This window comes from Paenarthrobacter sp. NPDC056912, assembly GCF_042786555.1.
GTDB lineage: Bacteria > Actinomycetota > Actinomycetes > Actinomycetales > Micrococcaceae > Arthrobacter.
Window position 1 is genome coordinate 207941 of record NZ_JBHUCD010000005.1, and the last position, 20915, is coordinate 228855.

Sequence of the window (20915 nt, forward strand, 5' to 3'; positions counted from 1 at the left end):
GGTTTTTGGTAAGATAATTGCGTGATAGACGGAATCGACAGAAGTATTTTGCGCCACCTCAAAGACGATGGTCGAATGACTGCCACAGCGCTCGCCTCAAAGGTGGGTTTGACTGTGGCGCCGTGCCATCGTCGCCTGCGGGATTTGGAGTCGTCCGGGGTCATTCGCGGGTACCGGGCGGATATTGATCCCGCGGCCGTGGGACTGGGTTTCGAAGCGATTGTTTTCGTCACCCTGCGGCAGGTGGACCGCACCATCATGGCGGAGTTTGAGGAGCGCGTAACTGCGAGTCCCAATATCGTGGAAGCCCAGCGGCTTTTTGGCTCGCCGGACTACTTGCTGAAGGTCATCGCGGCGGATCTGCCGGCATACCAGCGCTTCTATGACGACGAGCTCGCAGCCCTTCCTGCTGTGGAACGACTTACGTCAACCTTGGTGATGAAGAACCTCAAGTCCAACACCGGGCCGCCGGTCTAACCGCTGCCGGAGTGGTCAGCTGGCCGGGCTCACGTGGACGATGATGACCTGCGAATCCTTGGTTCCATCGAACCGGAGGTCGTAATTCACTGCAAGCCCGGTACTGCTGCCCGACGTCAGGGAGTAGTCGCTCTTGGAGGCCGGGTCTTTGGTAGCTGATGCGATCCAGCGCTCGGCGTCTTCGGCGTCGATGCCGTACTTGCTCACGCCGTCCCGGACGAGCGCGGAAAGCTCCTCGAGGGAATCCGCCGTAAGGAAGTAAGTGACCTCGGTGAAATCCGGACGGGCATCCGTGGTCTTGAAACGGATACGGTCCGTTTCGGCGGTGATCTCCCCGCTGGGACCCACGATGGTGAGGTTGATCTTGCCCGAGTCTTGTGTGTTGATCTCGGGGCCGTAGCTGTCATCGGAGACGCGCACGGCTGACTTGGGAAGGGACCCGCTGCTCATGTCCAGCCGGGCTCGTTTGTCTGTCCGGATCCGGTCAACACCTGCGGCGTCGAGCGTGGAAAATTCCGAGGTATTCACGGTGCTCCCTTGGGATGATGTGGATGTTCCAAGCGATGCGGACGCTTGGGACGTTGGAACGGGCATCGGCAACTGGCAGGCCGTGGTGGCAAGAATCGCCAGCCCGACAACCACGGTAGCTACAAGCCGCAGAGTCCGCGCAACGAGCCGTGGCAGGGACCGGATCATTGGTGGACCTCCGCGTCGAAGCCATCGAGGAACCGGTCCATAATCCCCGGAATGTTGTTGGTGGGCCTGTATTGCTCAACACGATCGTTGAAATCCGAGCCGATGATGTCCCGGGCCTGTTGGGGATCGTTGGCCAGGAGATCCTGGTAGGCCGGGAGGGTGTCCTGTTTGATGAGTGCCCAGCGCTGCTCGGCATCGGCAATGTTGCCATCGGGGAATCCGGTGGTGAAATCTGTGCGGAACTGTGCAGGGTTATCCCAGTTGGTGAAGGGAACATTCTCCGGCCCGGGGCTCTCCACGCTGAACTTATACGGGAAGACCTCCGGGTAGCTTTTCGCTCCGGGGATGGAGGGTTCGCCGGCCAGGGTCACCATGTAGGTCACGGCTTCGCCGCCAGGGTGATTGCGCATGTCGGTGTAGTCATCCGCGATGATTTCGTTCTGCTCGCGGTACAGCAGGGCGGTGTTGCCTTCCTTCACCTGGGCGGGGTCTCCCGAATCGATCTGAGCCCACGCCTCTGCGGTGCCGGGGTCGATTGCACCGGAATCCCGAAGGCGGTTGATCTCGTCGATCCCGCCATTCATGTAGGCCTGATGCTGACGGGCCTGGTCCAGGAAGATTTCTTTGTTCATGTCCAGCATGGACGTCTCATAGAACTTGATCTCGGCATCGGTCATGCCCGCGAGTTGCTCCAGTTGGTCCAGCACGGGGATCGGGATATCTGAGGCAGGGTTGTCGGCGATTTGCCGGGCCAGGTCACGCAGCATGGCCATGTCTTTGAACCCGCCGGCAAAGGACGGGCCGATCATGTTGGCCATGCCTGCCCATTGAAGGTCCGGGTTGGACAGGAATGCCTGCCCGTAGAAGTCGTAGACCTTCTTGATGGTTTCCCAGTTGTACTCGGTGCCTTTGCCGGTGTCCCAGGTGGAAGGGTCTATGCCCATCTCCCGCATGGCTTGCTGGTTCCAGTAGTCGCTCAGGAACTGGGAGTATTCCGGTGACTTCTTCGCTATGAGTCCCGAATCCGCCGCCGCATCCATGGCGGCTTTGGCTTCTTCAGGATGCTCCAGCGCGTACTTCTTGAATTCCTCGCTCCGCAGGTAGTCTGCCCGCTCTTCGGGCGTCATCCCGTTCAGGAGATCGGTCAGCTCCTGGCCGTTCCCTCCGGATGAGCCAGGTCCGCCGTTCCCTCCAACGCCTCCGCCCGTACCGGCGGAGTCCTGCTCCTGCGCGTTCTTCAGGAGGCTTTGCGAGGCGGACCTGATCCCGGAAGCCGCACTCTGGAGGGCCCGCACGTGCGAGCTGGTCCACTCCTGACGGAAGCGGTCGCCGTCGGCTCCGCGCCACGGGCTGTTGGTGATGGACGCCGACAACTGTTGCCCCAGCTCTGTGATGCGGTCCGCGTTGCGGCCCATGTCCTTGGCCAGCTGCCGCAACTGCGCGACGTCTGCGCCGTAGAAATTGCCCGCCACCGTGCCCCCAGGAGTTGTGTGTGATTGATCTGCCCCCATCCTAGGCCGGGACGCAATGGCGGCCCATGGGCACAACTGCCCTATGTGGAAAAGGAAGGTCAGGTGGAAGAAGGTGGTTCGCGGTCCTTCAAGAGGCCCGTGGTCCGGTACGGGATCACTTCCCGGAGGAACATGCTGGTGGATGTTCGAACGATCCCCGGGCACAACCGGATTTCTTCGGATACCCGGTAGAGGTCGTCAGGGCTCTTGGCCACAACCCTGATGATGAGGTCCGTGTCGCCGGCAGGAGCGTGGCATTCGAGCACTTCCGGTATTTCCCGGAGCGCGGCGATGGCTTCGTTCAAGTGGCTTTGGTCGAGCTCGGCACTGACTGCCGCGGCCACGCCGCGCCCCAGCGCCGAGGGCAGCACGCGGCTGCTGTTGGCCCGCAGGGCTCCCGATGCCGTCATTCGTTCCAAACGTGACTGAACCGTCCCGCGGGCAAGGTGCAGTTTCTGCGCCAGCACCATGATGGGTACGCGAGGATCCTCGTCCAGGGCGGCGAGGATCCGTCGGTCTGTTGAGTCGAGTTCATGCAAAGTGACCACTTCCTGCCTGAGTCACGTGACTTGACTGGTCAGATCGATCATTTGATTCGATGTCCATTGCACCAACTGTATGTCTCCTGCTGAAATAGTGACAACGAAGCAGGACGAGGCTACCGCCGGACCCCGCAGGCACCAGGCACCCGGAACACCACCCGGAGCCCTGCAAAAGTTTCCCGCAAGGAAGCAGCCGCTGATTGACTCTTGTTCACAGCATGGTCATTCTGCACTCGCCCGTCGTAAGGGCAGCACAGCAAGAGCCCCTGAGCCACCGGATCGTTGCGGTAGCTGAGGGGCTCTTGCGGTGCAGGGCTTCAGTGAGGGTCCGCATAGGCTTGTTCCATGACTTCCGCAGGCCGCTTCGCCCCTAGCCCATCCGGCGAACTGCACGTCGGCAACCTGCGCACCGCCGTCCTTGCCTGGCTGTTTGCGAAGTCGTCGGGCCGGGATTTCCTGCTGCGCGTCGAGGACCTGGACCGTGCCCGGTCAGGCGCGGAAGCGGAGCAGCTCCGTGACCTGCAGGCCGTCGGCGTCAGTTGGGACGCCGCCGTCGTACGGCAGACCGAGCGTACGGAGCTCTACGACGATGCGATAGCTCGCCTTACCGCCGAGGGCAGAACGTACGAGTGTTTCTGCACCCGCCGTGAGATCCAGGAAGCGCCGACCGCCCCGCACGCGCCGCAGGGCGCCTACCCGGGGACGTGCCGGCGGCTTTCGGACGCCGAACGGGAGATCCGGCGTGCGTCGCGTCCGGCGTCGATCCGCTTGCGATCGGACGTCAAAGAGTGGACTGTTGAGGACCAGTTGCACGGCAAATATGTTGGCGTGGTGGACGATCTGGTGCTGCGTCGAAATGACGGCGTCACCGCTTACAACCTGGCAGTCGTGGTGGACGATGCCGCCCAGGGAATCGACCAAGTGGTACGCGGCGACGACCTCCTTCCCTCCACCCCGCGGCAGGCCTATCTCGCCACCCTGCTAGGGCTGCAGGTCCCGGAATACGCGCACGTTCCGTTGGTGGTGAATCACGACGACGTGAGGCTGGCGAAGCGAGACGGTGCTGTCACGCTGGGCGATCTTGCCGCCGTCGGAATCACTGCGGACAAGGTCCGCGGGCTGATCCTTGAGTCACTGGGGCTGCCCGCCGGACCGTTGTTGGACGCGGTTCCTGAATTCGACCCAGGGCAGCTCCCGAAGGAGCCCTGGGTGTGGAAAACTCCCCGGGGCTTGGAGTCCTCCACGTAGGCTGGCTGGATGAATTCACAGGTGATCGCCCCAGGTTTCGAACCCGTCGCCGAGTTGTTCGGCCGTTTCCTCGACGAGGATCCGAACTACTCCGCGCAAGTGGCCGCCTATCATCGTGGGGTCAGGGTGCTGGACCTCAGCGGTGGACCGCACATCCGGCCCGACTCTGTCACCGGAGTGTTCTCCTGTTCCAAGGGCATGGCCGGGCTGGTCATGGCGCTGCTGGTCCAGGAGGGAAAACTGGACCTCGACGCAGAGGTGGTCAAGTACTGGCCGGAGTTCGGCGTGGAGGGCAAGGCCTCGATCACCGTGGCGCAGCTCTTGTCCCATCAAGCCGGGCTACTGGGGCCAGAAGGCGGCCTGACGCTCGAGGAAGTCAACAACTCTGAGCTGGCAGCTGCGAAGCTCGCCAAGCTGCCGCCGCTCTGGAATCCAGGAGCGGCCTTCGGTTATCACGCATTGTCTATCGGAATCTTCATGGAAGAGCTGTGCCGCCGCATCACCGGCTCTTCGCTGCAGGAGGTTTTCGAGCGGCGCGTCCGTGCCGTGACCGGTGCCCACTTCTACCTCGGGCTCCCGGAGGGGGAAGAGTCACGGTTCGCTCCGTTCCGATGGGCGCCGGACCCTTCTTGGCCTTGGGTGGACCCGGCCAGCCATTTCGGGTTGGCAGCGAACGCTGCGGTGGGCGACATCCTGGATCTTCCAAACATCCGTGAAGTACGGGCTGCAGGGTTGAGCTCGGCCGCCGGAGTTGCCAGCGCGGAGGCCATGGCGAGGATCTATGCGGCCGCGTTGACCGGTTTGGCTGGCGAACGCGCCGGTTCGGCAGCGGGTCAGGCCGCCGTCGCTCCGCTTTTGACGGAGGAAACCATCCGGGCGGTGTCTGCTGAACAGGTCTTCGGCATCGATCGGGTTTTCGGCGAGACCGGCTGTTTTGCCACCGTTTTCATGAAGTCCCACAGCCGGATGCCTTTCGGCAGCTACCGTGCGTTTGGGCACGACGGCGCCAGCGCGGCTTTGGGGTTCGCGGACCCTGTGTATGACCTCGGGTTTGGATACGTGCCGCAGCAGGCCGAGCCCGGCGGAGTGGGTTGCCGAAACTTCCAGCTGAGTTCCGCAGTCCGGGAGGTTATCGCAGGGCTTGCGTAGTTTGCTGTGCAGCGGGAACTCCGGCCGCCATTCCGGCCCATAGGGTGTCTGTGGCGGCGAGCACCATGTCTTCAACGGAGGTCCCGTCAAGATGCTTGCCTGCGGCCAGGAGTGCCGCCCCGTGAAGGCTGACAAAGCACACCATGGCCAGTGTTCCGGGGTCTCCGTCGGCCAACGCTCCTGCGTCCTGAGCCTCTGTGATGAGGCTGCGGGCCACCTGGATGCCTTGCTCGCCTGTGCTGCGCAGCTCTGCGCTGGAATCGGGGTGGTGTTTGGTGGAGTACATGACCGTCAGCAGGGCAGGGTGCGTCACGGCAAAGTCCACGTAGGCCCTTGCCACGTTCTGGAAGCGTGCGCGAAGACCCGTGTCCGCGCGCGAGGCCGTCAGCAGCTGGTGGTTCATGGACTCGAATCCGGCCAAGGCCAGGGCATCGATCAGGGCCTGCTTGTCACGGAAGTGTTTGGCCGGCGCGCCGTGGCTGACGTTGACGTCCCGGGCGAGCTGCCTCAAGGAAAGCCCGGCCACTCCAGCGTCCTCGATGGTTTCCATGGCGCGCTCAAGCAGGGCTTCGCGAAGTTTGCCGTGGTGGTAGGGCTGGCTGGTCATCTCCCCAGTTTAGCCCAATGTAGGCATTGACAACAATGTAGGCACTGCCTACCATGTTGACAGCGACTACTTTAGTTCGAGTTCTCCAATTGATGGGATTTGCCATGACGATGACCTACTCCGGCACCACAGCGCTCATTACCGGCGCCAGCTCCGGCCTCGGCGCCGAATTCGCCGGGCGCTTTGCCTCCCGCGGGGCAAACCTCGTCCTGGTGGCCCGCCGTGCGGACCGGTTGGAAGAACTGGCGCAGGATCTGCGATCCAAACACGGAGTTACCGTGACTGTCCTGCCCATGGATCTGGGCCGGGCAGGCGTTGGGCGCGAGCTCCTGGAAGAGCTGGGCAACCGCGGAATCACCGTGGACACCCTGATCAACAACGCAGGATTCGGCACCCACGCGCCCTTGGTGGAGGAAGATCCGGACGTCATCGCCTCCGAAATATCCCTCAATGTAGCCGCGTTAGTGGACATTACCAGGGCCTTCCTGCCAGGAATGCTGTCCTCCGGGCAGGGCGGGCTGGTGAATGTCGCCAGCACCGCAGCGTTCCAGCCCATCCCCGGCATGGCTGTCTATGGTGCCACCAAGGCGTTCGTCCTGAGCTTTACCGAGGCCGTAGCGCACGAGACCAAGGACTCCGGGCTCCGCGTCCTCGCGCTGTGCCCGGGCGCAACCCGCACTGAATTCTTCGACGTCCTCGGCAGTGAGTCCGCGGCGGTGGGCAAGATGCAGACCTCGGCGCAGGTAGTCCAGACGGCCATCAAGGCGCTGGATCGCAACGGGACTCCCGGCAGCGTCGTCTCCGGCTGGGTCAACCGCGTGGCCGCAGGCTTCGCGCAGCGCTTGCCCAGGGCCGTCACCGTGGCCATCGCCGCGCGGGCCGTGCAGGACTGGTAACAGGGGACTGGTAATAGCCCGAACGGCGTCCGGTCTGAACACCGACTAGCCTTAACGAAGGGCCGATCCCCGTCGGTGCCTAACCAATCCGGAGGCCAGCATGACCGAACCCCGCTTCACCGTAGAGACAGCAAAAGTCCTGGCCGAGGTGGCTCACAATCGGCAAAAGGACAAGTTGAAGCGTCCCTACCGGGAGCATGTCCTGGCAGTGGGAGACGCGCTCGCCGACTTCGATGAGGATATTCAGATCGCCGGATACCTTCACGACATCGCCGAGGATACGCCCATCACCCGGCAGGCGCTGCTGGACATGGGAGTCTCGGAGCGTGCATTGGCCATCATCGAACGCGTCACCAAGCGCTTTCACGATGACCCGGACGACTACGAGGCCGGTATCCGCTTCGTGGCGGAAGACCATGACGCCACCTTGGTGAAGATCGCCGACAACGCCCACAACTCGTTGCCGGAGCGCGTTCAGGCGTTAGCCGAGAAATGGCCGGACAAGCCCCGCAACACCCGCTACGCCGATGCCCGCCCCGTCCTGTATGCAGCAGTTCCCCCGGAAGAGGTTCGATTGATCCTGGAGCGGATCAACCCGCATTTGCTCCCGGAGCTTGACCAGATCGTCCCTGACTGAGCGGTCCGGGTCAGCCCTCCAAGAGGCGGCGCCGGTGTTTGAGCTCCTTGATCCAGTCCTTGGTTTGCATTGTTCCGAAGGGCGAGGCGCCGGCGTCGAGGTCGTTGATCAGAGGGCCGCTCGCCTTGAGGGCCACGGTCACGGCTTGCTGGGCCGCCCGATCCGTCAATCCCAACTTCGCGGCCCACGCCAGGAAGTGTTTTCGGGAGATGCCGGTCTTCTTTCCGCCGATCCCCAATGCCAGTGTCTTATCGCCGTAGACCACTGTGGAGGGGATGTCGTAGACCGGTGCAACCACGAACTCACGCCCACCCAGGACACTGGGGGCTTCCACGATAGAGACATTCTTGGCGTGCAGGTCACCGTTGCCGCTCAACCACGCGAATGCCAGTTGGATGGCGAGGTTCCTGAGCGCCGGAAGGGACGCCGGGCATTGGGAGGTCAAGGCGGCACACACATCGCCGAACGGAACGCTGTACTTGTCGGCGGGGTACAGGCCAAGGATTTGCGCTCCGTCTTCCACGGCAAGACGCTGAGCGGAGCCGTCGGCCGCGGTGATTCGATCGAATCGCTCCACCAACAGACCTGCCCGGCCGCCGACGTCGTGCACCAATTGCACTGTGCTGACCGGAATCCGCAGCCTCCGCGCGTACCGGAACATCAGGAATTCGTTCTCCACGACGCACGGGAACTCGGGGGCGTTGAGTTTGAGGATGTACCGCTTGCCGGCCTGGGCGACGGGGAGTGAGATCATCCCCGCCGACAACTTGTCCTGCACACCCGCCAAAGCGACAGGATCGATCAGGCCGGGATCGCCCAAGAGGGCATCGAAGTCGAGCGGCAGCTTTGGATCAAGTACGACGGCGGCGCCTCCTTCCGCCGGAGCCTCACCGTGGGGGACCGTCTGGACATCGCCAACGGCGTCGCCGCCGGCAGCCATGAGGAGTGCGAGTTCGTCGTCAGCACTCGCTTTTACGTTGCGGCGGAGCGAATTGAGGCGCCGGCCCTCGGGAAGAAGGCCTGTGAAATAGGGTGGCACGGCTCCGCTAGGTGTGAAGACGGGCTGGGCGACCGCAGGGAGCGTGACGGCAACCGGAGGGAGTCCGGCGTCGAGATAGCGGGGAAGGTAACTGAACTTGGTGCCGCCTTGGTGGCGTTCAAGCCGCGCCGCCAGTACTCCTTGCTTGTAAACGTCGGCAATGCGGTGGAGGGTCACTTCGTCGCCACGGGGGGAGTCGCGCCGCCGGCAGCGCGGACCGTCAGTTCCAAGCCGAGGGTCGCGAGGACCTTCAGCAGGGGCTCCAATTGGACCGTCGCCTTGCCTTTTTCGACGAACCTGACGAAGCGTTCCGAGACCCCGGCGAGATCGGAGAGGTCCTGCTGGCTAAGGCTGAGGGACGTGCGGCGTGCGCGGACCTCGGCGCTCAGCGTAGCCATGAAGGATTCGCTCGGCACAATAGCCTCCTGCCTTGGACGATCGGCACGATCGACCGGCACGATCGTGCCGATAGGATCATCGTCCGTCGATTCAGCGGAGGAATCAAGCCCCACTTCAGCCGTATCGGCACGAACGTGCCGATGATTCGAGCGTCTCAGTATAGTTCTCCCAACTTTGCGACACACTTGGTCAGGTGGCAGACAGGTACAGGGCATGAGGCACAGTTCGCATCCTCCGGACCGGAGGCACAGCTTTGGATTGCTCTATGAAGCGGTCTACCCGGACTTGCATAAATTTGTGCAGCGCCGGGCGCATCCGGACCACGCCGATGACATCGTGGCCGACGCCTTCCTTGTGGTGTGGCGTCGCTTCGATGAGGCTCCCGGCAAGCTCGACGACGCCCGGGCCTGGATCTTCGGGATCACGCGGAACATCCTGCTGAACACGAATCGGGGGGAACAGCGTCGTTTGGCCCTCGGCGTGCGCCTCGCGGAGGCAGTAGCCGCGCAGGACCCAGGCGAAGACGCGGACCTCATCACTCGTCGCGTGGACCTCGCCAGAGCATGGCGGCTCCTGTCCGACGTGCATCAGGAGGCCCTCGGCCTGGCTGTCTTCGAAGACCTGAACGCGACCCAGGCTGCAGTGGTGCTGGGGATCTCACCGGTGGCGTTCCGCCTCCGGCTCAGCCGCGCCCGCCGGGCACTTCGGCTCCTCCTGGAACACGTACCTCCGCCCCTTGGCACCCCCGCTTCAGACCTGGTTAGGACTACTACGCCATGACTCGAGACCACATATTGGACGCTTCCCTCCGAACATTGGACGCTGCGGACCCCCTCGAGCTGGATGCCGGCAGGGCGCGGGCTGACCTCCGGCGCATCCTCGCAACGGATGCCCCGGCCGCCCGCCACACCGGGCGGGCAGCCGCTGCCCCGCGTCCCCGGACCGGCCGCAAGGTAGCTCTCCTGGGTGGAGTCGCGGCCGCAGTGACCGCGGGTTTGATCGTCTTGCCCGCCCTGTCAGGAGGCGACCCAGCCTTTGCCACCTGGACTGGAGTCCCGTCCGGGATGACCGGGCAGGAACGTGCGGATGCCGCTGCCGAGTGCCGGTCATCCAAGAGGGACACCGGCGGCGGAATGCACGCCGGAGACCTTGCCGCCGCCGAGGTAGCGATCTCGGAGAGAAGGGGAGCCTGGACCACTGTGGTGCTCTCGGGGACGGGTGGCTTCTCGGCATTGTGCATCACGGACGATTCCTTCCACCTGTTCGGCCGGAGCATGATTGGCGCAATCGGATCATCGGCCAACGACTCCACGCCGGGCCCCCGCGAACTCACCGCCATGGCCTTGGGAACCGGGACCATGGGCGCCGGAAACATCTCCTTGGCGGCAGGCGAAGCCGGTTCTGACGTTGCGGGCATCAGTTACAAGAGCGGCACCCACCAGGACGTAGTTGCCACCGTGTCCAAGGGGCGCTTCGCTTTCTGGATGCCGGGAGACGAACTGCGGGACACATCATCGGACGGCGTTGAGGTCGTGGTGACCTACAGGGACGGCACCACTGGAACCAGCCGGTTGTCGCTGTGACAGAGGGCCCGGGGAATACAGCTAGCCCGCAGCGGCTTCCAGGCGTCGTAGTGCTGCTGCCCGGCCCTTGTGACCGCGCCGTTCGTCGAAAACGATGGAAAGGCCGAGCACCAGCATCATTTCCAGCATGCACAGCGGTACCGATGCTCCTGCCGCGGCCATGGCGATGCTCGCGGCCAGGGCAAGCACCACCAGCGCCGTGCTCCACAGAAGCAACCGGTCAGCCCCAAGCATGATGCTGTAGAGCGTTGTGAGCGAAACCTTGAACAAGATGATGGGAATGGCGATTGACGCTACGGCGGCGGCCGCGGGGATGTGGGCTTCGTGATCGATGAAGTAGGCGGCGATGTGCAGCCCGGCGCCTGTGGCCGCGATGGCGGCGAAGATGAAGATGTGCCCGTAGCCGAACACCCATGAGCGGTGCCGCTGGAAGTGGAGGGCCGGGCCAGAGGGCAGGATGAAGTAGATCCACCACATGGCGAAGGCCAGGCCCGTGCCGCTCAGGCCAACCAGTGCGGCATCCAGGGTCCAACCATGGAGGGCCACGATTGCCCGGAGGGTTTCAATGGCCCCGATCAGGCACTCGCCCAACGCGATGATGGCCAGCAGCCCGTACCTTTCGGCGATGTGATGGGCGTGCCACGGTGTGCGGATCTTGCGTTCGGCAAAATACGGAGTCGCCATTTCCAGGAAGAACAAGGGAGCTGCCATGAGGAACGTGGTGAGGACATCGGTCTCGATCACCAGGGCAATGACCCAACCCACCTGGACCACAGCAAGGTACTTGGCGTAGCGCAGGCACGTCTCGCGGCGCTCGGGGTCCTGGCGGGCAGCGCGGAGCCACTGGAAGATCAGGGCCACGCGCATGATGATGTAGCCGATCAGGATGGCCACGTTGTTCACATGGTCGCCCTCCACAATCGAGTGGAACATCGGCTCGATGCCCATGGCCAGGATGAGCACTCCCACCATCTGCACCATGGTGACGACGCGGAACACCCAATCGTCGGTGTCGTAGGCGCTGGCAAACCATGTGAAGTTAATCCACGCCCAGATCACCGCGAACATGGCGAAGCCGAAGCCCAGGAGTCCGGCACCGAAATGTGCCTCGGCCACTGCATGTGCGAACTGGTTGCCGGCAACCCCGAAGGCTATGACGAAGGTCAGGTCAAAGAACAGTTCCAGGGGAGTAGCGGTGCGGTGCTTCTCGTGGGGATCGCGGCCGCCCATCCGGGAAAGCGCATGGCGAAGGGGATTCGTGGACATGGCTCAAAGATTACCGCTGCCACTGACTCCATGCTGAGATCGCCGGAATGCGTCCAGTTCGCCGTTCCGGACCAGCGACACGGCACCGTTCCGGCGATCTCGCGGGGGAGAGCGGCGGGGGAGAGCGGCGGGGGAGGGGGAGGGCGGGGCGAAAGGAACCCTAGACCCGCCCCAACACGTCGATGTCTTCCAGGAAGTCCTGATGGACCTCCTCGCTTACCGTGGTGCGGGTATCGGCAATCGCGTCGAGGTAGTCCTGGGTGACCGGCCCCTTGCGTCCGTTGGGCGCAAGACCCGAGCCGCCGTCGTCGTACACCGCCTTCTCTAGCGCCCGCTGGGAGGCGCTCCGCGCTGCGAACTCAATGTCTGCCGGGGAGAAGCCTTCGGTCCGCTCCACCAGTTGGGCGATGTCCACCGCATCCACCACTGTGGCCGGGATGAAACGCTGCCACATGGCCTCGCGGGCGTGGACGTCGGGGAGGCCGATGGGGATGACGTAGTCGAACCGTCCGTGGCGCAGGAACGCGGTGTCCAAGGCGCGGATGAAGTTGGTGGCGCAGACCAGGAGCCGGCCGGGCTGTTCGCGGAACGCCGGGATGATCTTGAGCAGTTCGTTGGTGACGCCCTGCAACGGCGACGGCGGATCACCGGCCCGCTGCGACGCGATCTCCTCTACCTCGTCGATGAACACCACGGCGTGCTCCAGCTCGGCAATTTCCAGGAACGTCTCACGCAGCGCACCGGCCAGGCCTTTGGGATCGGCGGCAAGCCGCGATGGGAAGACCTCCACGAAAGGCCACTCCAGCCGTGAGGCGATGGCCTTGGCGAAGGTGGTCTTGCCGGTACCTGGCGGACCGAAAAGCACCACGGCGCGCGGTGGCACCACACCATATTCGTCGGCGAGGTCGGCCTCGGCCAGCGGCAGAACCAGGCGGCGCTCCAGCAGTTCCTTTTCGCGGCGCATGCCGGCCACGTTCTCCCAGAGATCCCGGGCCAGGATGCGCCCACCGAGCAGGCTCAGGGGCTCCAGCTCCTGGCGTTGAACTGGAATGGTCCGCTCGAAATAGCGGAGGTTCTTCTTCACCACGAAGCCACGGCCCAGGAACGCTTCAACACGGGTCTCGGTTTCAGGCATGAGCGCGGACAGCTTGTTAAGGCCGTGCGGGGCCATGCGGTTTTCGACGGCGGACAGCAGCGAGGTGCCGATGCCGCGGCCCCGGAACTCGGTCAGAGTGGCAAGGAAAACGATCCAGCCTTGGTCGTGCGCCGCACGTCCGACGGCGGCGCCCACCACCTGGTCGCCTTGCACGGCAACCACTGCATGGTCCTTTTCGCACGACGCCAGGACCTCGGACAACGCGTACACGGGTTCCACGCCATCGGCTTTGAGTGACTCCCAGAGGTGCAGGATGCCGTCCAGATCGGACGAGTGGAAGTCCCTGATGCGCCAGTTAGTCATGGCCGTGTCTCCTTGATGGATCGCCGTTGATTCCTTGCAGTTGAGCATAGGCGAACAGTCCGTCCGGGACGTTGCGGGCCCGTTGCGTTACGACGCAGCGCACGACGCCGGGCCAGTCGCCGCCCGCGTTCGTCCCGTGGTCAGCCCCTACTGGACCGGGCGCAACCGCAGGCCCTGCATGCCGCCGTCGACCGCCAGCGAGGTTCCCGACGTCGAGCCTGACAGCGGGCTGGCGAGATAAGCGACGGCGCCGGCCACCTCTGCCGGGTCCACCATGCGGCCGTGCGGCTGGCGGGCGTTCAGGGCTGCGCGCTCGCCGCTGGGGTCCGCGGCGGAATCGAGCAGCCGGCCTACCCAGGGTGTGTCCACGGTGCCGGGGTTCACGCAGTTGACGCGGATCCCTTCACGAACGTGGTCGGCGGCCATGGCGAGCGTCAACGACAACACCGCACCCTTTGACGCCGAGTAGAGAGCGCGCTGGGGGAGCCCCGCTGTGGCGGCGATGGAGCACGTGTTGACGATCGAGGCGGCCGGCGACTCGCGCAAGTACGGCAAGGCGGCACGGCTCACGCGGGCGATGCCCACCACGTTGATGTTGAGGACACGCAGCCATTCGTCGTCGTCGTTGGCGGCAATGTCTCCCTGGGCTCCGATCCCGGCGTTGTTGATCACGATGTCGAGGCCGCCAAACTTCCGGGCGACGGCGTCGACGGCGGCACGCACCGAGGCGTCGTCGGCCACGTTGCACTGCACACCGAAGTGCGGGCTGGTTTCCGGGGCGAGGTCCAGGACCGCCACGTGGGCTCCGCCTGCTGCGAGCCGGTCCGCGATCGCCGCTCCGATGCCGGAGGCGCCGCCCGTGACAAGTGCTGTGAGGCCTTCAAATTCCATGGACGTGGAGGCCATCAGGCGTTGATGTGGGCGGGAGCCGCAGCGGAAGTGCCGGCACCGGCCTGGGCACGGAAGTACTCCTGCCGTTGGCTGCCCAGGCCGTCGATTTCCAGTTCAACGACGTCGCCGGGCTGGATGAACGGGAAGCGGCCGGACAATGCCACGCCTTCCGGTGTACCCGTGATGATGACGTCGCCCGGCTCCAGGACCATGTACTGGCTGAGGTGGTGGACGATCGTGGCGGGATCGAAAATCATGTCCGAGGTGTTGGAGTCCTGGCGGGCTTCGCCGTTGACGGAGGTCCGGAGGCGAAGGTTCCCGGGATCAATGTCTGACGCGGGTACCAGCCACGGTCCCAGGGGAGTCGATCCCGGGAGGGTCTTGCCCTTGGTCCACTGTCCTGCTGCGCCGGGGATCTGGTACTCCCGCTCGGAGAGATCGTTGGCCACTGCGTAGCCGGCGATGCAGTCTGCGGCTTCTTCGAGAGTGGAAAGGTATGACGCTTCACGGCCGATCACGATTGCCAGCTCCACTTCCCAGTCGTACTTTTCCGACGACGGCGGGATGGGGGCGGCGTCGAACGGGCCACTGATGGTGTTGGACGGCTTGAGGAAAACCACGGGAACCTCGGGCGGCGTCGCACCGGATTCGGCGGCGTGGGCCGTGTAGTTGAGGCCGATGGCTACTACTGCGCCCGGGCGGGCAACGGGTGCGCCGATTCGAAGGCCCTCTGCCGAGACTTCAGGAAGTTCCCGTTTGTTCAGGGCTTCACGGGTACGTTCGATACCGTCTGAGGCGAGGAAACCGCCGTCGATGTCGTTGGTCAGGGACGTCAGGCTGAAGTACTTCTCGGTACCGCTGGCGTCCTGGGCGATGACTGCCGGTTGTTCGTTTCCGGCCGTGCCCAGCCTGGCGAATTTCAAGGTCATGGCTTCCTCCGTGCGTTCGGGACTAACATCCGAGCTCTAGTGTGGTGTTTCCCTCCATAATACGGAAATGTGACTCATTGACAAGGCAGACATCGGATGTTTAGGCTCAGTGAAGAATCGTGACGCAAGCCAGGAGCCCCCATGAGCATCATTACAGCAGTGGATACCTTCGATATCCGCTTCCCTACGTCCTTGGAACTCGATGGCTCGGACGCCATGAACCCGGACCCCGACTACTCAGCCGCTTACCTCATCATCGGCACGGACGCCGGTGACGGCCACGAGGGCCACGGCTTCGTCTTCACCATCGGCCGCGGCAATGAAGTGGAAACGGCCGCGCTCGATGCCCTGCGCGGGCACATCATCGGCCGCTCCGTTGAGGAACTCCTCGCGGACATGGGAGCCACGTGGAAGCTCCTGGCCCACGATTCCCAGCTCCGCTGGCTCGGACCGGAGAAGGGCGTCATGCACATGGCCATCGGCGCCGTGGTGAATGCACTCTGGGACCTGAAAGCCAAGCGAGCCGGCCTGCCCTTGTGGGAACTGCTGGCCGGAATGTCCCCGGAGGAACTGGTAGCGCTCGTAGACTTCCGCTACCTCACCGACGCCCTCACGCCCGACGAAGCACTGTCCATCCTTCGCGCGGCCGAGCCGGGCCGGGAAGCGCGCACGGCAGCCCTCCGCGCAGAGGGCTACCCCGCGTACACCACGACGCCGGGCTGGCTGGGATACAGCGACGAGAAACTGTCACGCTTGGCCAAGGAAGCCGTGGCTGACGGATTTGCGCAGATCAAGTTGAAGGTGGGGGCGTCCCTGGAGGACGACATCCGCCGCGTCCGCGCCGCCCGTGAAGCAGTGGGGCCGGACATCAAGATCGCTGTGGACGCCAACCAGCGCTGGGATGTCCAGGACGCCATCGACTGGATGGCCCACCTGGCACCGTACGACATCGCCTGGATCGAGGAGCCCACCAGCCCGGACGACATCCTGGGCCATGCCGCCATTGCACGGGGTGTGGCTCCGATTCCCGTGGCCACCGGGGAGCACGTCCAGAACCGGGTGGTGTTCAAGCAGATGCTCCAAGCAGGTTCACTCCAGGTCCTGCAGATAGATGCCGCCCGTGTAGCCGGGGTGAACGAGAACATCGCCATCCTCCTGCTTGCTGCCAAGTTCGGCGTGCCGGTCTGCCCGCACGCAGGCGGGGTTGGTCTCTGCGAGGCTGTGCAGCACTTGTCCATGTTCGACTTCGTTGCTGTGTCAGGGAACAAGGAAGGGCGGACCATTGAGTTCGTGGACCACCTGCATGAACACTTCATCACACCCGTGGTTGTCCACAGCGGCGCCTACTGGCCGCCGTCGGCCCCCGGCGCCGGAAACGAAATGCTCCGTGAAACACTGGCCGCGTACAGCTTTCCGGACGGCCCGGTATGGAAGGAAGCCCGTTGATTCAGCACGCACCTTGGTTCGAAGAGGCACGCTTTGGCATGTTCGTGCACTGGGGACTCTACGCTTTGCCGGCCCGTCATGAGTGGGTGATGAACCGGGAAGAGATCACTGTGGAGGACTACTCCGAGTATTTCCGGCGTTTCGATCCCGATCTCTACGATCCCCGCGAGTGGGCACGCGCCGCCCGGGAAGCCGGGATGAAGTACGTGGTCCTCACCACCAAGCACCACGACGGCTTCTGCCTGTGGGATTCGGGGCTGACGGACTACAAAGCCACCAACACTCCGGCCGGACGGGACCTGATCCAGCCCTATGCGGACGCGCTCCGGGCCGAAGGACTGAAGGTAGGTTTTTACCACTCGCTCATCGACTGGCACCACCCCGACTTCACGGTTGACGGTGTGCACCCGCAACGCAACGCGGCCGACGTCGAAAGCTTGAACGCCGGACGCGACATGGCCCGCTACCGCGAGTACCTGCATGGCCAAGTGCGGGAACTCCTGAGCAATTACGGCACCATCGACTACCTGTTCTTCGATTTCTCCTACGCTGGAGCCGGTCTCGGGGACAACGGGCAGGAAGAGTTCTGGGGCGGCAAGGGTCGCGAGGACTGGGGCTCGGAAAAGCTGCTCGCCATGGTCCGCGAACTGCAGCCCGGCATCGTGGTCAACGACAGGCTGGATATCCCGGGAGACTTTGTCACACCGGAGCAGTACCAGCCTGCCGGCCCGATGATGATCGACGGCGTTCCAGTCGCCTGGGAGGCCTGCCAGACCCTCAACGGCTCCTGGGGCTACGACCGGGACAACCTGAACTACAAGTCCGTGGACCTGCTCATCCGCATGCTGGTGGATGGTGTGTCCAAAGGCGGCAACCTGCTGCTCAACATCGGCCCCACAGGCAGGGGCACCATCGATCCCCGGGCGCTGGCGTCCCTGGAAGGCATCGGCGAGTGGATGAAGCTGCACTCCCGCTCCATCTACGGGGCCGGGCCCTCACAGTTCACTGCACCGCCGGACGCCCGCTACACCCAGCGCGGGGACAGGTTGTACGTGCACCTGATGGCGTGGCCGTTCGAGTACGTCCATCTCCCCGACCTCGCCGGAAAAGTGGCGTATGCCCAGCTGCTCAACGACGCATCAGAGGTGTTCCTCAAAGAGGTAGACCCGGACCAGCAGGCCATGAACATGACGCCCGGCGGCCAGCCCGCCGGAACGTTGACCATCAAACTCCCCGTCCAGCGGCCCGACGTCGCCGTGCCCGTACTGGAGTTGTTCCTGAAACCCGAGGCCGTCAATGACTGAGAGCATCGCCCTCCACACACGGCTCAAGCCGGGCACCGAGCAAGAGTATGCCGACGCGCACGCCGGCATTCCGGCCGAGCTCGTAGCCGCCCTGAAGGAAGCCGGGGTGCGGAACTGGCGGATCTGGCGGAGCGGACTGGACCTCTTCCATGTAGTGGATGTGGACGACTACCAGGCCATGCGGCATGCGCTCGCCGAGCACCCAGCCAATGTCCCGTGGCAGGCACGCATGGCGGAACTGCTGGATGTCCAGGACGACTACTCAGGCAACGACGCGGGCATCCCGCAGGTATGGGAGCTGCCGTGAACGCACTGCCGTTGGGCGCCCTGGGCTTCGGCGCCGCCGGCATCGGGAACCTGTACCGGGCCATCCCGGACGCCCAGGCGCTGGCCACCGTGGATGCCGCCTGGGACGCTGGCATCCGCTACTTCGACACTGCGCCGCACTACGGTCTGGGCTTGTCCGAGCGACGACTCGGTGCCGCCTTGGCGGTCCGGCCCAGGGACGAATTCACTGTCTCCACCAAGGTTGGCCGGCTCCTGGAACCTCATCCGGAAGGCTCCGGTACCGACAAAGAGGGCTTCGATGTCCCTGCCACCAGCCGACGGGTCTGGGACTTCTCCGAGTCAGGCGTGCGGCGCAGCATCGAGGAATCCCTGGAACGGCTGGGCCTGGACCATGTGGACATCGCTTACCTCCACGACCCCGACGTCCACGACCTCCAGTCCGGAATAGCCCACGCCCTGCCCGCCTTGGAGAAGCTGCGGGACGAAGGCCTGGTCAGGGCCATCGGTGTCGGAACCAACTCTGCCGAGGCAGCACTGGTTTGCGCTGAAGAGGCGGACCTCGACCTCGTCATGCTCGCCGGCCGGTATACGCTGCTGGAGCAGCCCGACGTCCCCCTCCTGGACCGCTGCCTGGCGCTCCGCACCGGCGTCGTGAACGTCGGTGTCTTCAACTCGGGGCTGCTGGCCCGTCCCGACGTTCCCGACGACGCGCACTACAACTACGAACGCGCGCCGCAGAACCTGGTGTCGCGGGCGCGGCGGTTGGCGGCTGTCTGCCGCGAATTCGGGGTTGAACTTCCGACGGCGGCACTCCAGTTCGGTCTGCGGCATCCGGCTGTGGTGAACGTGACAGTAGGGGCGGGCCGCCCTGAGCACGTCGCCGCGAATGCTGCACGAATGGCCGAGACCGTTCCCGAGGAGCTGTGGGACGCCTTGGAGGCTGCCCGACGTGATTGACGCGCACTTGCATCTGTGGCAACTTGAGTCCTTCGTGACCGGCGGTGTCCGGCCGTATGCGTGGCTCGGGCCGCAGCATGGTGCGCTCTTCCGCAGCTTCGGGGAAGACGAAGCGCGGGAAGCGTTGTCATCGGAAGGGGTTGGCGGTGCGGTTCTGGTGCAGGCCGACGATACCGTTGCAGACACTGAAAGCATGCTCGCGGTCGCTGCGCGCAATCCCTGGGTGCTCGGCGTCGTGGGGTGGGTCAGGCTGGACACGCCTGCTCAAGCTGCGGATCAGCTCGACCGGTTCGCCGCCGATCCCATTTTCTGCGGTGTGCGGCATCTGGTCCATGACGATCCGCGCAACGACTTCCTTTCGCTTCCTTCTGTGCGTGAGTCCTTGGCGCTCGTCGCCCAACGCGGCCTTGCCTTCGACGTACCTGACGCCTTCCCGCGGCATCTGGGTGCAGCCGTTCGGCTCGCCCGCGAAATCCCTGAACTGACCGTAGTGCTTGACCACTTGGGAAAACCGCCGCTCGGTGATTCCGACGCAATGGACTCTTGGCGTGAAGACTTCCGGTCGTTGGGCCGAGAACCGAACACGGTGGCCAAGCTCTCCGGTTTGCACCTGCCTGCCGCCGAGTACACCGTCCATGCTTTGCGGCCGTTGTTTGACGAGGCCTTGGCGGTCTTCGGCCCGGAGCGCCTGATGATCGGCAGTGATTGGCCGGTCAGTACCTTGGGAGCGCCTTATGGACGGACGCTGGATGTGCTGTTGGAACTGGTGTCCTCATTAACGCTTCCGGAGCAGGACCAGATACTGGAGAGGACAGCGAGCCGCACTTACGGGCTGGCTGGCAGGCCTGCCTAGAGCGCCTGCCGCAGCCAGTTCTCCACACCGCTGATGTGCACGGTCACCAGGGCGCGCACCAGTTCGGCGTCGCCCCTTTCCAACGCATCCGCGATCGCGCGGTGCTCAGCCAAGGTGTGCGCCACTGCCTTTTCCTGCGTCAGGCCACGCCAGATCCGTGCACGCACCGTGCTGCTGGAGAGGGCTTCGAGCAGGCTGCCGAGGTAGTCGTTTCCGGCGGCTTCGGTGATGATGCTGTGGAATTCGAGGTCGTGGGCCACCAACTCTTCAACGTCGGTGTTCTCGTCGATGCCGTCCATGGTGCTCCGAAGGGCAAGGAGTTCATCGGCCGTGATCTTGCCGGCGGCCAGGTGTGCCGTGGCTGGCTCCAGGATTCGTCGGACCTCAAAGAGTTCAAGGATGGAACGGTCCTGGTGCAGGTCCACTACGAACGCCACGGCCTCGTTGAGGAGCTTCGCGTCGAGGCTGGTCACATACGTTCCATCGCCGCGGCGGACATCCAGCACACGGATCAGTTCGAGGGCTTTCACAGCCTCGCGCAGCGAACTCCGCGAAAGTCCGAGCCGCTCGCTCAGTTCTTTTTCCGGCGGAAGTCGATCGCCGGCCTTGAGTTCTCCGCGGATCAGCATGTCTTTGATCTTGCTGATCGCCTCGTCTGTGACAGCCATGGACCAATAGTAGTCGGGAATGATCTGATGTCTGTTTGTGGCGCGTCCTCACCCAAGTAAGTGACAGCAC

The 20915-nt window shown here is 64.2% G+C and carries 23 protein-coding genes; 12 read left to right on the top strand and 11 right to left on the bottom strand.

Annotation, left to right across the window (positions count from 1 at the left end; genetic code table 11):
* The first annotated feature begins 21 nt into the window (after window positions 1–21).
* Window positions 22–477: an Lrp/AsnC family transcriptional regulator gene (locus ACFRJ9_RS07780; RefSeq protein WP_377666136.1), complete on the top strand. Its 456-nt coding sequence runs from the start codon at window positions 22–24 to the stop codon at window positions 475–477.
* Window positions 478–492: 15 nt separating this feature from the next.
* Here ACFRJ9_RS07780 and ACFRJ9_RS07785 read toward each other — a convergent pair whose 3' ends face one another.
* The 3 genes from ACFRJ9_RS07785 to ACFRJ9_RS07795 all read right to left on the bottom strand — a co-directional run bounded on the left by ACFRJ9_RS07785 (window position 493) and on the right by ACFRJ9_RS07795 (window position 3223).
* Window positions 493–1005 (bottom strand): hypothetical protein, encoded by a 513-nt coding sequence (locus tag ACFRJ9_RS07785; RefSeq protein ID WP_377666138.1) that lies wholly within the window; start codon window positions 1003–1005, stop codon window positions 493–495.
* Window positions 1006–1169: 164 nt separating this feature from the next.
* Window positions 1170–2645, bottom strand: a complete 1476-nt coding sequence (locus ACFRJ9_RS07790; protein WP_377666140.1) for a WXG100 family type VII secretion target — start codon at window positions 2643–2645, stop codon at window positions 1170–1172.
* A 98-nt stretch (window positions 2646–2743) separates the two neighbouring features.
* Window positions 2744–3223, bottom strand: a complete 480-nt coding sequence (locus tag ACFRJ9_RS07795) for an Lrp/AsnC family transcriptional regulator (protein WP_377666252.1) — start codon at window positions 3221–3223, stop codon at window positions 2744–2746.
* A gap of 348 nt (window positions 3224–3571) precedes the next feature.
* Here ACFRJ9_RS07795 and gluQRS point away from each other — a divergent pair, with 348 nt between their 5' ends.
* Window positions 3572–4474: a tRNA glutamyl-Q(34) synthetase GluQRS gene (gluQRS, locus tag ACFRJ9_RS07800; protein WP_377666142.1), complete on the top strand. Its 903-nt coding sequence runs from the start codon at window positions 3572–3574 to the stop codon at window positions 4472–4474.
* A 9-nt stretch (window positions 4475–4483) separates the two neighbouring features.
* A complete protein-coding gene (locus tag ACFRJ9_RS07805) occupies window positions 4484–5623 on the top strand; it encodes a serine hydrolase domain-containing protein (protein ID WP_377666144.1) in 1140 nt (379 codons plus the stop codon).
* On the opposite strand, the gene ACFRJ9_RS07810 is transcribed toward ACFRJ9_RS07805, so the two are convergent.
* The gene (locus tag ACFRJ9_RS07810; protein WP_377666146.1) at window positions 5604–6230 is read right to left on the bottom strand and encodes a TetR/AcrR family transcriptional regulator; all 627 of its coding nucleotides are present in this window, start codon (window positions 6228–6230) and stop codon (window positions 5604–5606) included. The genes ACFRJ9_RS07805 and ACFRJ9_RS07810 overlap by 20 nt on opposite strands.
* 104 nt (window positions 6231–6334) lie before the next feature.
* Here ACFRJ9_RS07810 and ACFRJ9_RS07815 point away from each other — a divergent pair, with 104 nt between their 5' ends.
* Both ACFRJ9_RS07815 and ACFRJ9_RS07820 read left to right on the top strand, forming a co-directional pair.
* Window positions 6335–7126 (top strand): SDR family NAD(P)-dependent oxidoreductase, encoded by a 792-nt coding sequence (locus tag ACFRJ9_RS07815; protein ID WP_377666148.1) that lies wholly within the window; start codon window positions 6335–6337, stop codon window positions 7124–7126.
* Between the two features lie 100 nt (window positions 7127–7226).
* Window positions 7227–7763 (top strand): phosphohydrolase, encoded by a 537-nt coding sequence (locus tag ACFRJ9_RS07820; protein WP_377666150.1) that lies wholly within the window; start codon window positions 7227–7229, stop codon window positions 7761–7763.
* Window positions 7764–7773: 10 nt separating this feature from the next.
* Here ACFRJ9_RS07820 and ACFRJ9_RS07825 read toward each other — a convergent pair whose 3' ends face one another.
* Window positions 7774–8979: a type II toxin-antitoxin system HipA family toxin gene (locus ACFRJ9_RS07825; RefSeq protein ID WP_377666152.1), complete on the bottom strand. Its 1206-nt coding sequence runs from the start codon at window positions 8977–8979 to the stop codon at window positions 7774–7776.
* Window positions 8976–9218 carry a helix-turn-helix transcriptional regulator gene (locus ACFRJ9_RS07830; protein ID WP_377666154.1) on the bottom strand — a complete coding sequence of 81 codons (243 nt, stop codon included), beginning with the start codon at window positions 9216–9218 and terminating at the stop codon, window positions 8976–8978. The genes ACFRJ9_RS07825 and ACFRJ9_RS07830 overlap by 4 nt, the downstream gene beginning before the upstream one ends.
* Before the next feature lie 196 nt (window positions 9219–9414).
* On the opposite strand from ACFRJ9_RS07830, the gene ACFRJ9_RS07835 reads away from it, so the two are divergent.
* Together ACFRJ9_RS07835 and ACFRJ9_RS07840 are read left to right on the top strand one after the other, a co-directional pair.
* On the top strand, window positions 9415–9981 hold the full coding sequence (locus ACFRJ9_RS07835; RefSeq protein ID WP_377666156.1) for an RNA polymerase sigma factor: 567 nt from the start codon (window positions 9415–9417) through the stop codon (window positions 9979–9981).
* The gene (locus ACFRJ9_RS07840) at window positions 9978–10784 is read left to right on the top strand and encodes a hypothetical protein (protein WP_377666158.1); all 807 of its coding nucleotides are present in this window, start codon (window positions 9978–9980) and stop codon (window positions 10782–10784) included. Before ACFRJ9_RS07835 ends, ACFRJ9_RS07840 begins: the two co-directional genes overlap by 4 nt.
* A 21-nt stretch (window positions 10785–10805) precedes the next feature.
* Here the strand turns inward: ACFRJ9_RS07840 and ACFRJ9_RS07845 are convergent, their stop codons facing one another.
* From ACFRJ9_RS07845 to ACFRJ9_RS07860, 4 genes are all read right to left on the bottom strand, one after another.
* Complete coding sequence (locus ACFRJ9_RS07845) at window positions 10806–12050, bottom strand: low temperature requirement protein A (protein WP_377666160.1); 1245 nt, start codon at window positions 12048–12050, stop codon at window positions 10806–10808.
* A gap of 160 nt (window positions 12051–12210) precedes the next feature.
* Window positions 12211–13509: an ATP-binding protein gene (locus ACFRJ9_RS07850; protein ID WP_377666162.1), complete on the bottom strand. Its 1299-nt coding sequence runs from the start codon at window positions 13507–13509 to the stop codon at window positions 12211–12213.
* Window positions 13510–13656: 147 nt separating this feature from the next.
* On the bottom strand, window positions 13657–14415 hold the full coding sequence (locus tag ACFRJ9_RS07855) for an SDR family NAD(P)-dependent oxidoreductase (protein WP_377666164.1): 759 nt from the start codon (window positions 14413–14415) through the stop codon (window positions 13657–13659).
* Window positions 14415–15329 carry a fumarylacetoacetate hydrolase family protein gene (locus tag ACFRJ9_RS07860; protein ID WP_377666166.1) on the bottom strand — a complete coding sequence of 305 codons (915 nt, stop codon included), beginning with the start codon at window positions 15327–15329 and terminating at the stop codon, window positions 14415–14417. The genes ACFRJ9_RS07855 and ACFRJ9_RS07860 overlap by 1 nt, the downstream gene beginning before the upstream one ends.
* Before the next feature lie 141 nt (window positions 15330–15470).
* Here ACFRJ9_RS07860 and ACFRJ9_RS07865 point away from each other — a divergent pair, with 141 nt between their 5' ends.
* From ACFRJ9_RS07865 to ACFRJ9_RS07885, 5 genes are read left to right on the top strand one after another with little or no spacing between them, the layout of a single operon-like run.
* Window positions 15471–16775, top strand: a complete 1305-nt coding sequence (locus ACFRJ9_RS07865) for an L-fuconate dehydratase (protein ID WP_377666168.1) — start codon at window positions 15471–15473, stop codon at window positions 16773–16775.
* Window positions 16772–18079 (top strand): alpha-L-fucosidase, encoded by a 1308-nt coding sequence (locus tag ACFRJ9_RS07870; RefSeq protein WP_377666170.1) that lies wholly within the window; start codon window positions 16772–16774, stop codon window positions 18077–18079. The genes ACFRJ9_RS07865 and ACFRJ9_RS07870 overlap by 4 nt, the downstream gene beginning before the upstream one ends.
* Complete coding sequence (locus ACFRJ9_RS07875) at window positions 18072–18386, top strand: L-rhamnose mutarotase (RefSeq protein WP_377666172.1); 315 nt, start codon at window positions 18072–18074, stop codon at window positions 18384–18386. Before ACFRJ9_RS07870 ends, ACFRJ9_RS07875 begins: the two co-directional genes overlap by 8 nt.
* Complete coding sequence (locus tag ACFRJ9_RS07880; protein ID WP_377666174.1) at window positions 18371–19324, top strand: aldo/keto reductase; 954 nt, start codon at window positions 18371–18373, stop codon at window positions 19322–19324. Before ACFRJ9_RS07875 ends, ACFRJ9_RS07880 begins: the two co-directional genes overlap by 16 nt.
* Window positions 19317–20177, top strand: a complete 861-nt coding sequence (locus ACFRJ9_RS07885; protein WP_377666176.1) for an amidohydrolase family protein — start codon at window positions 19317–19319, stop codon at window positions 20175–20177. The genes ACFRJ9_RS07880 and ACFRJ9_RS07885 overlap by 8 nt, the downstream gene beginning before the upstream one ends.
* Here ACFRJ9_RS07885 and ACFRJ9_RS07890 read toward each other — a convergent pair.
* Window positions 20174–20845 carry a FadR/GntR family transcriptional regulator gene (locus ACFRJ9_RS07890; RefSeq protein WP_377666178.1) on the bottom strand — a complete coding sequence of 224 codons (672 nt, stop codon included), beginning with the start codon at window positions 20843–20845 and terminating at the stop codon, window positions 20174–20176. The genes ACFRJ9_RS07885 and ACFRJ9_RS07890 overlap by 4 nt on opposite strands.
* Window positions 20846–20915 lie beyond the last annotated feature (70 nt).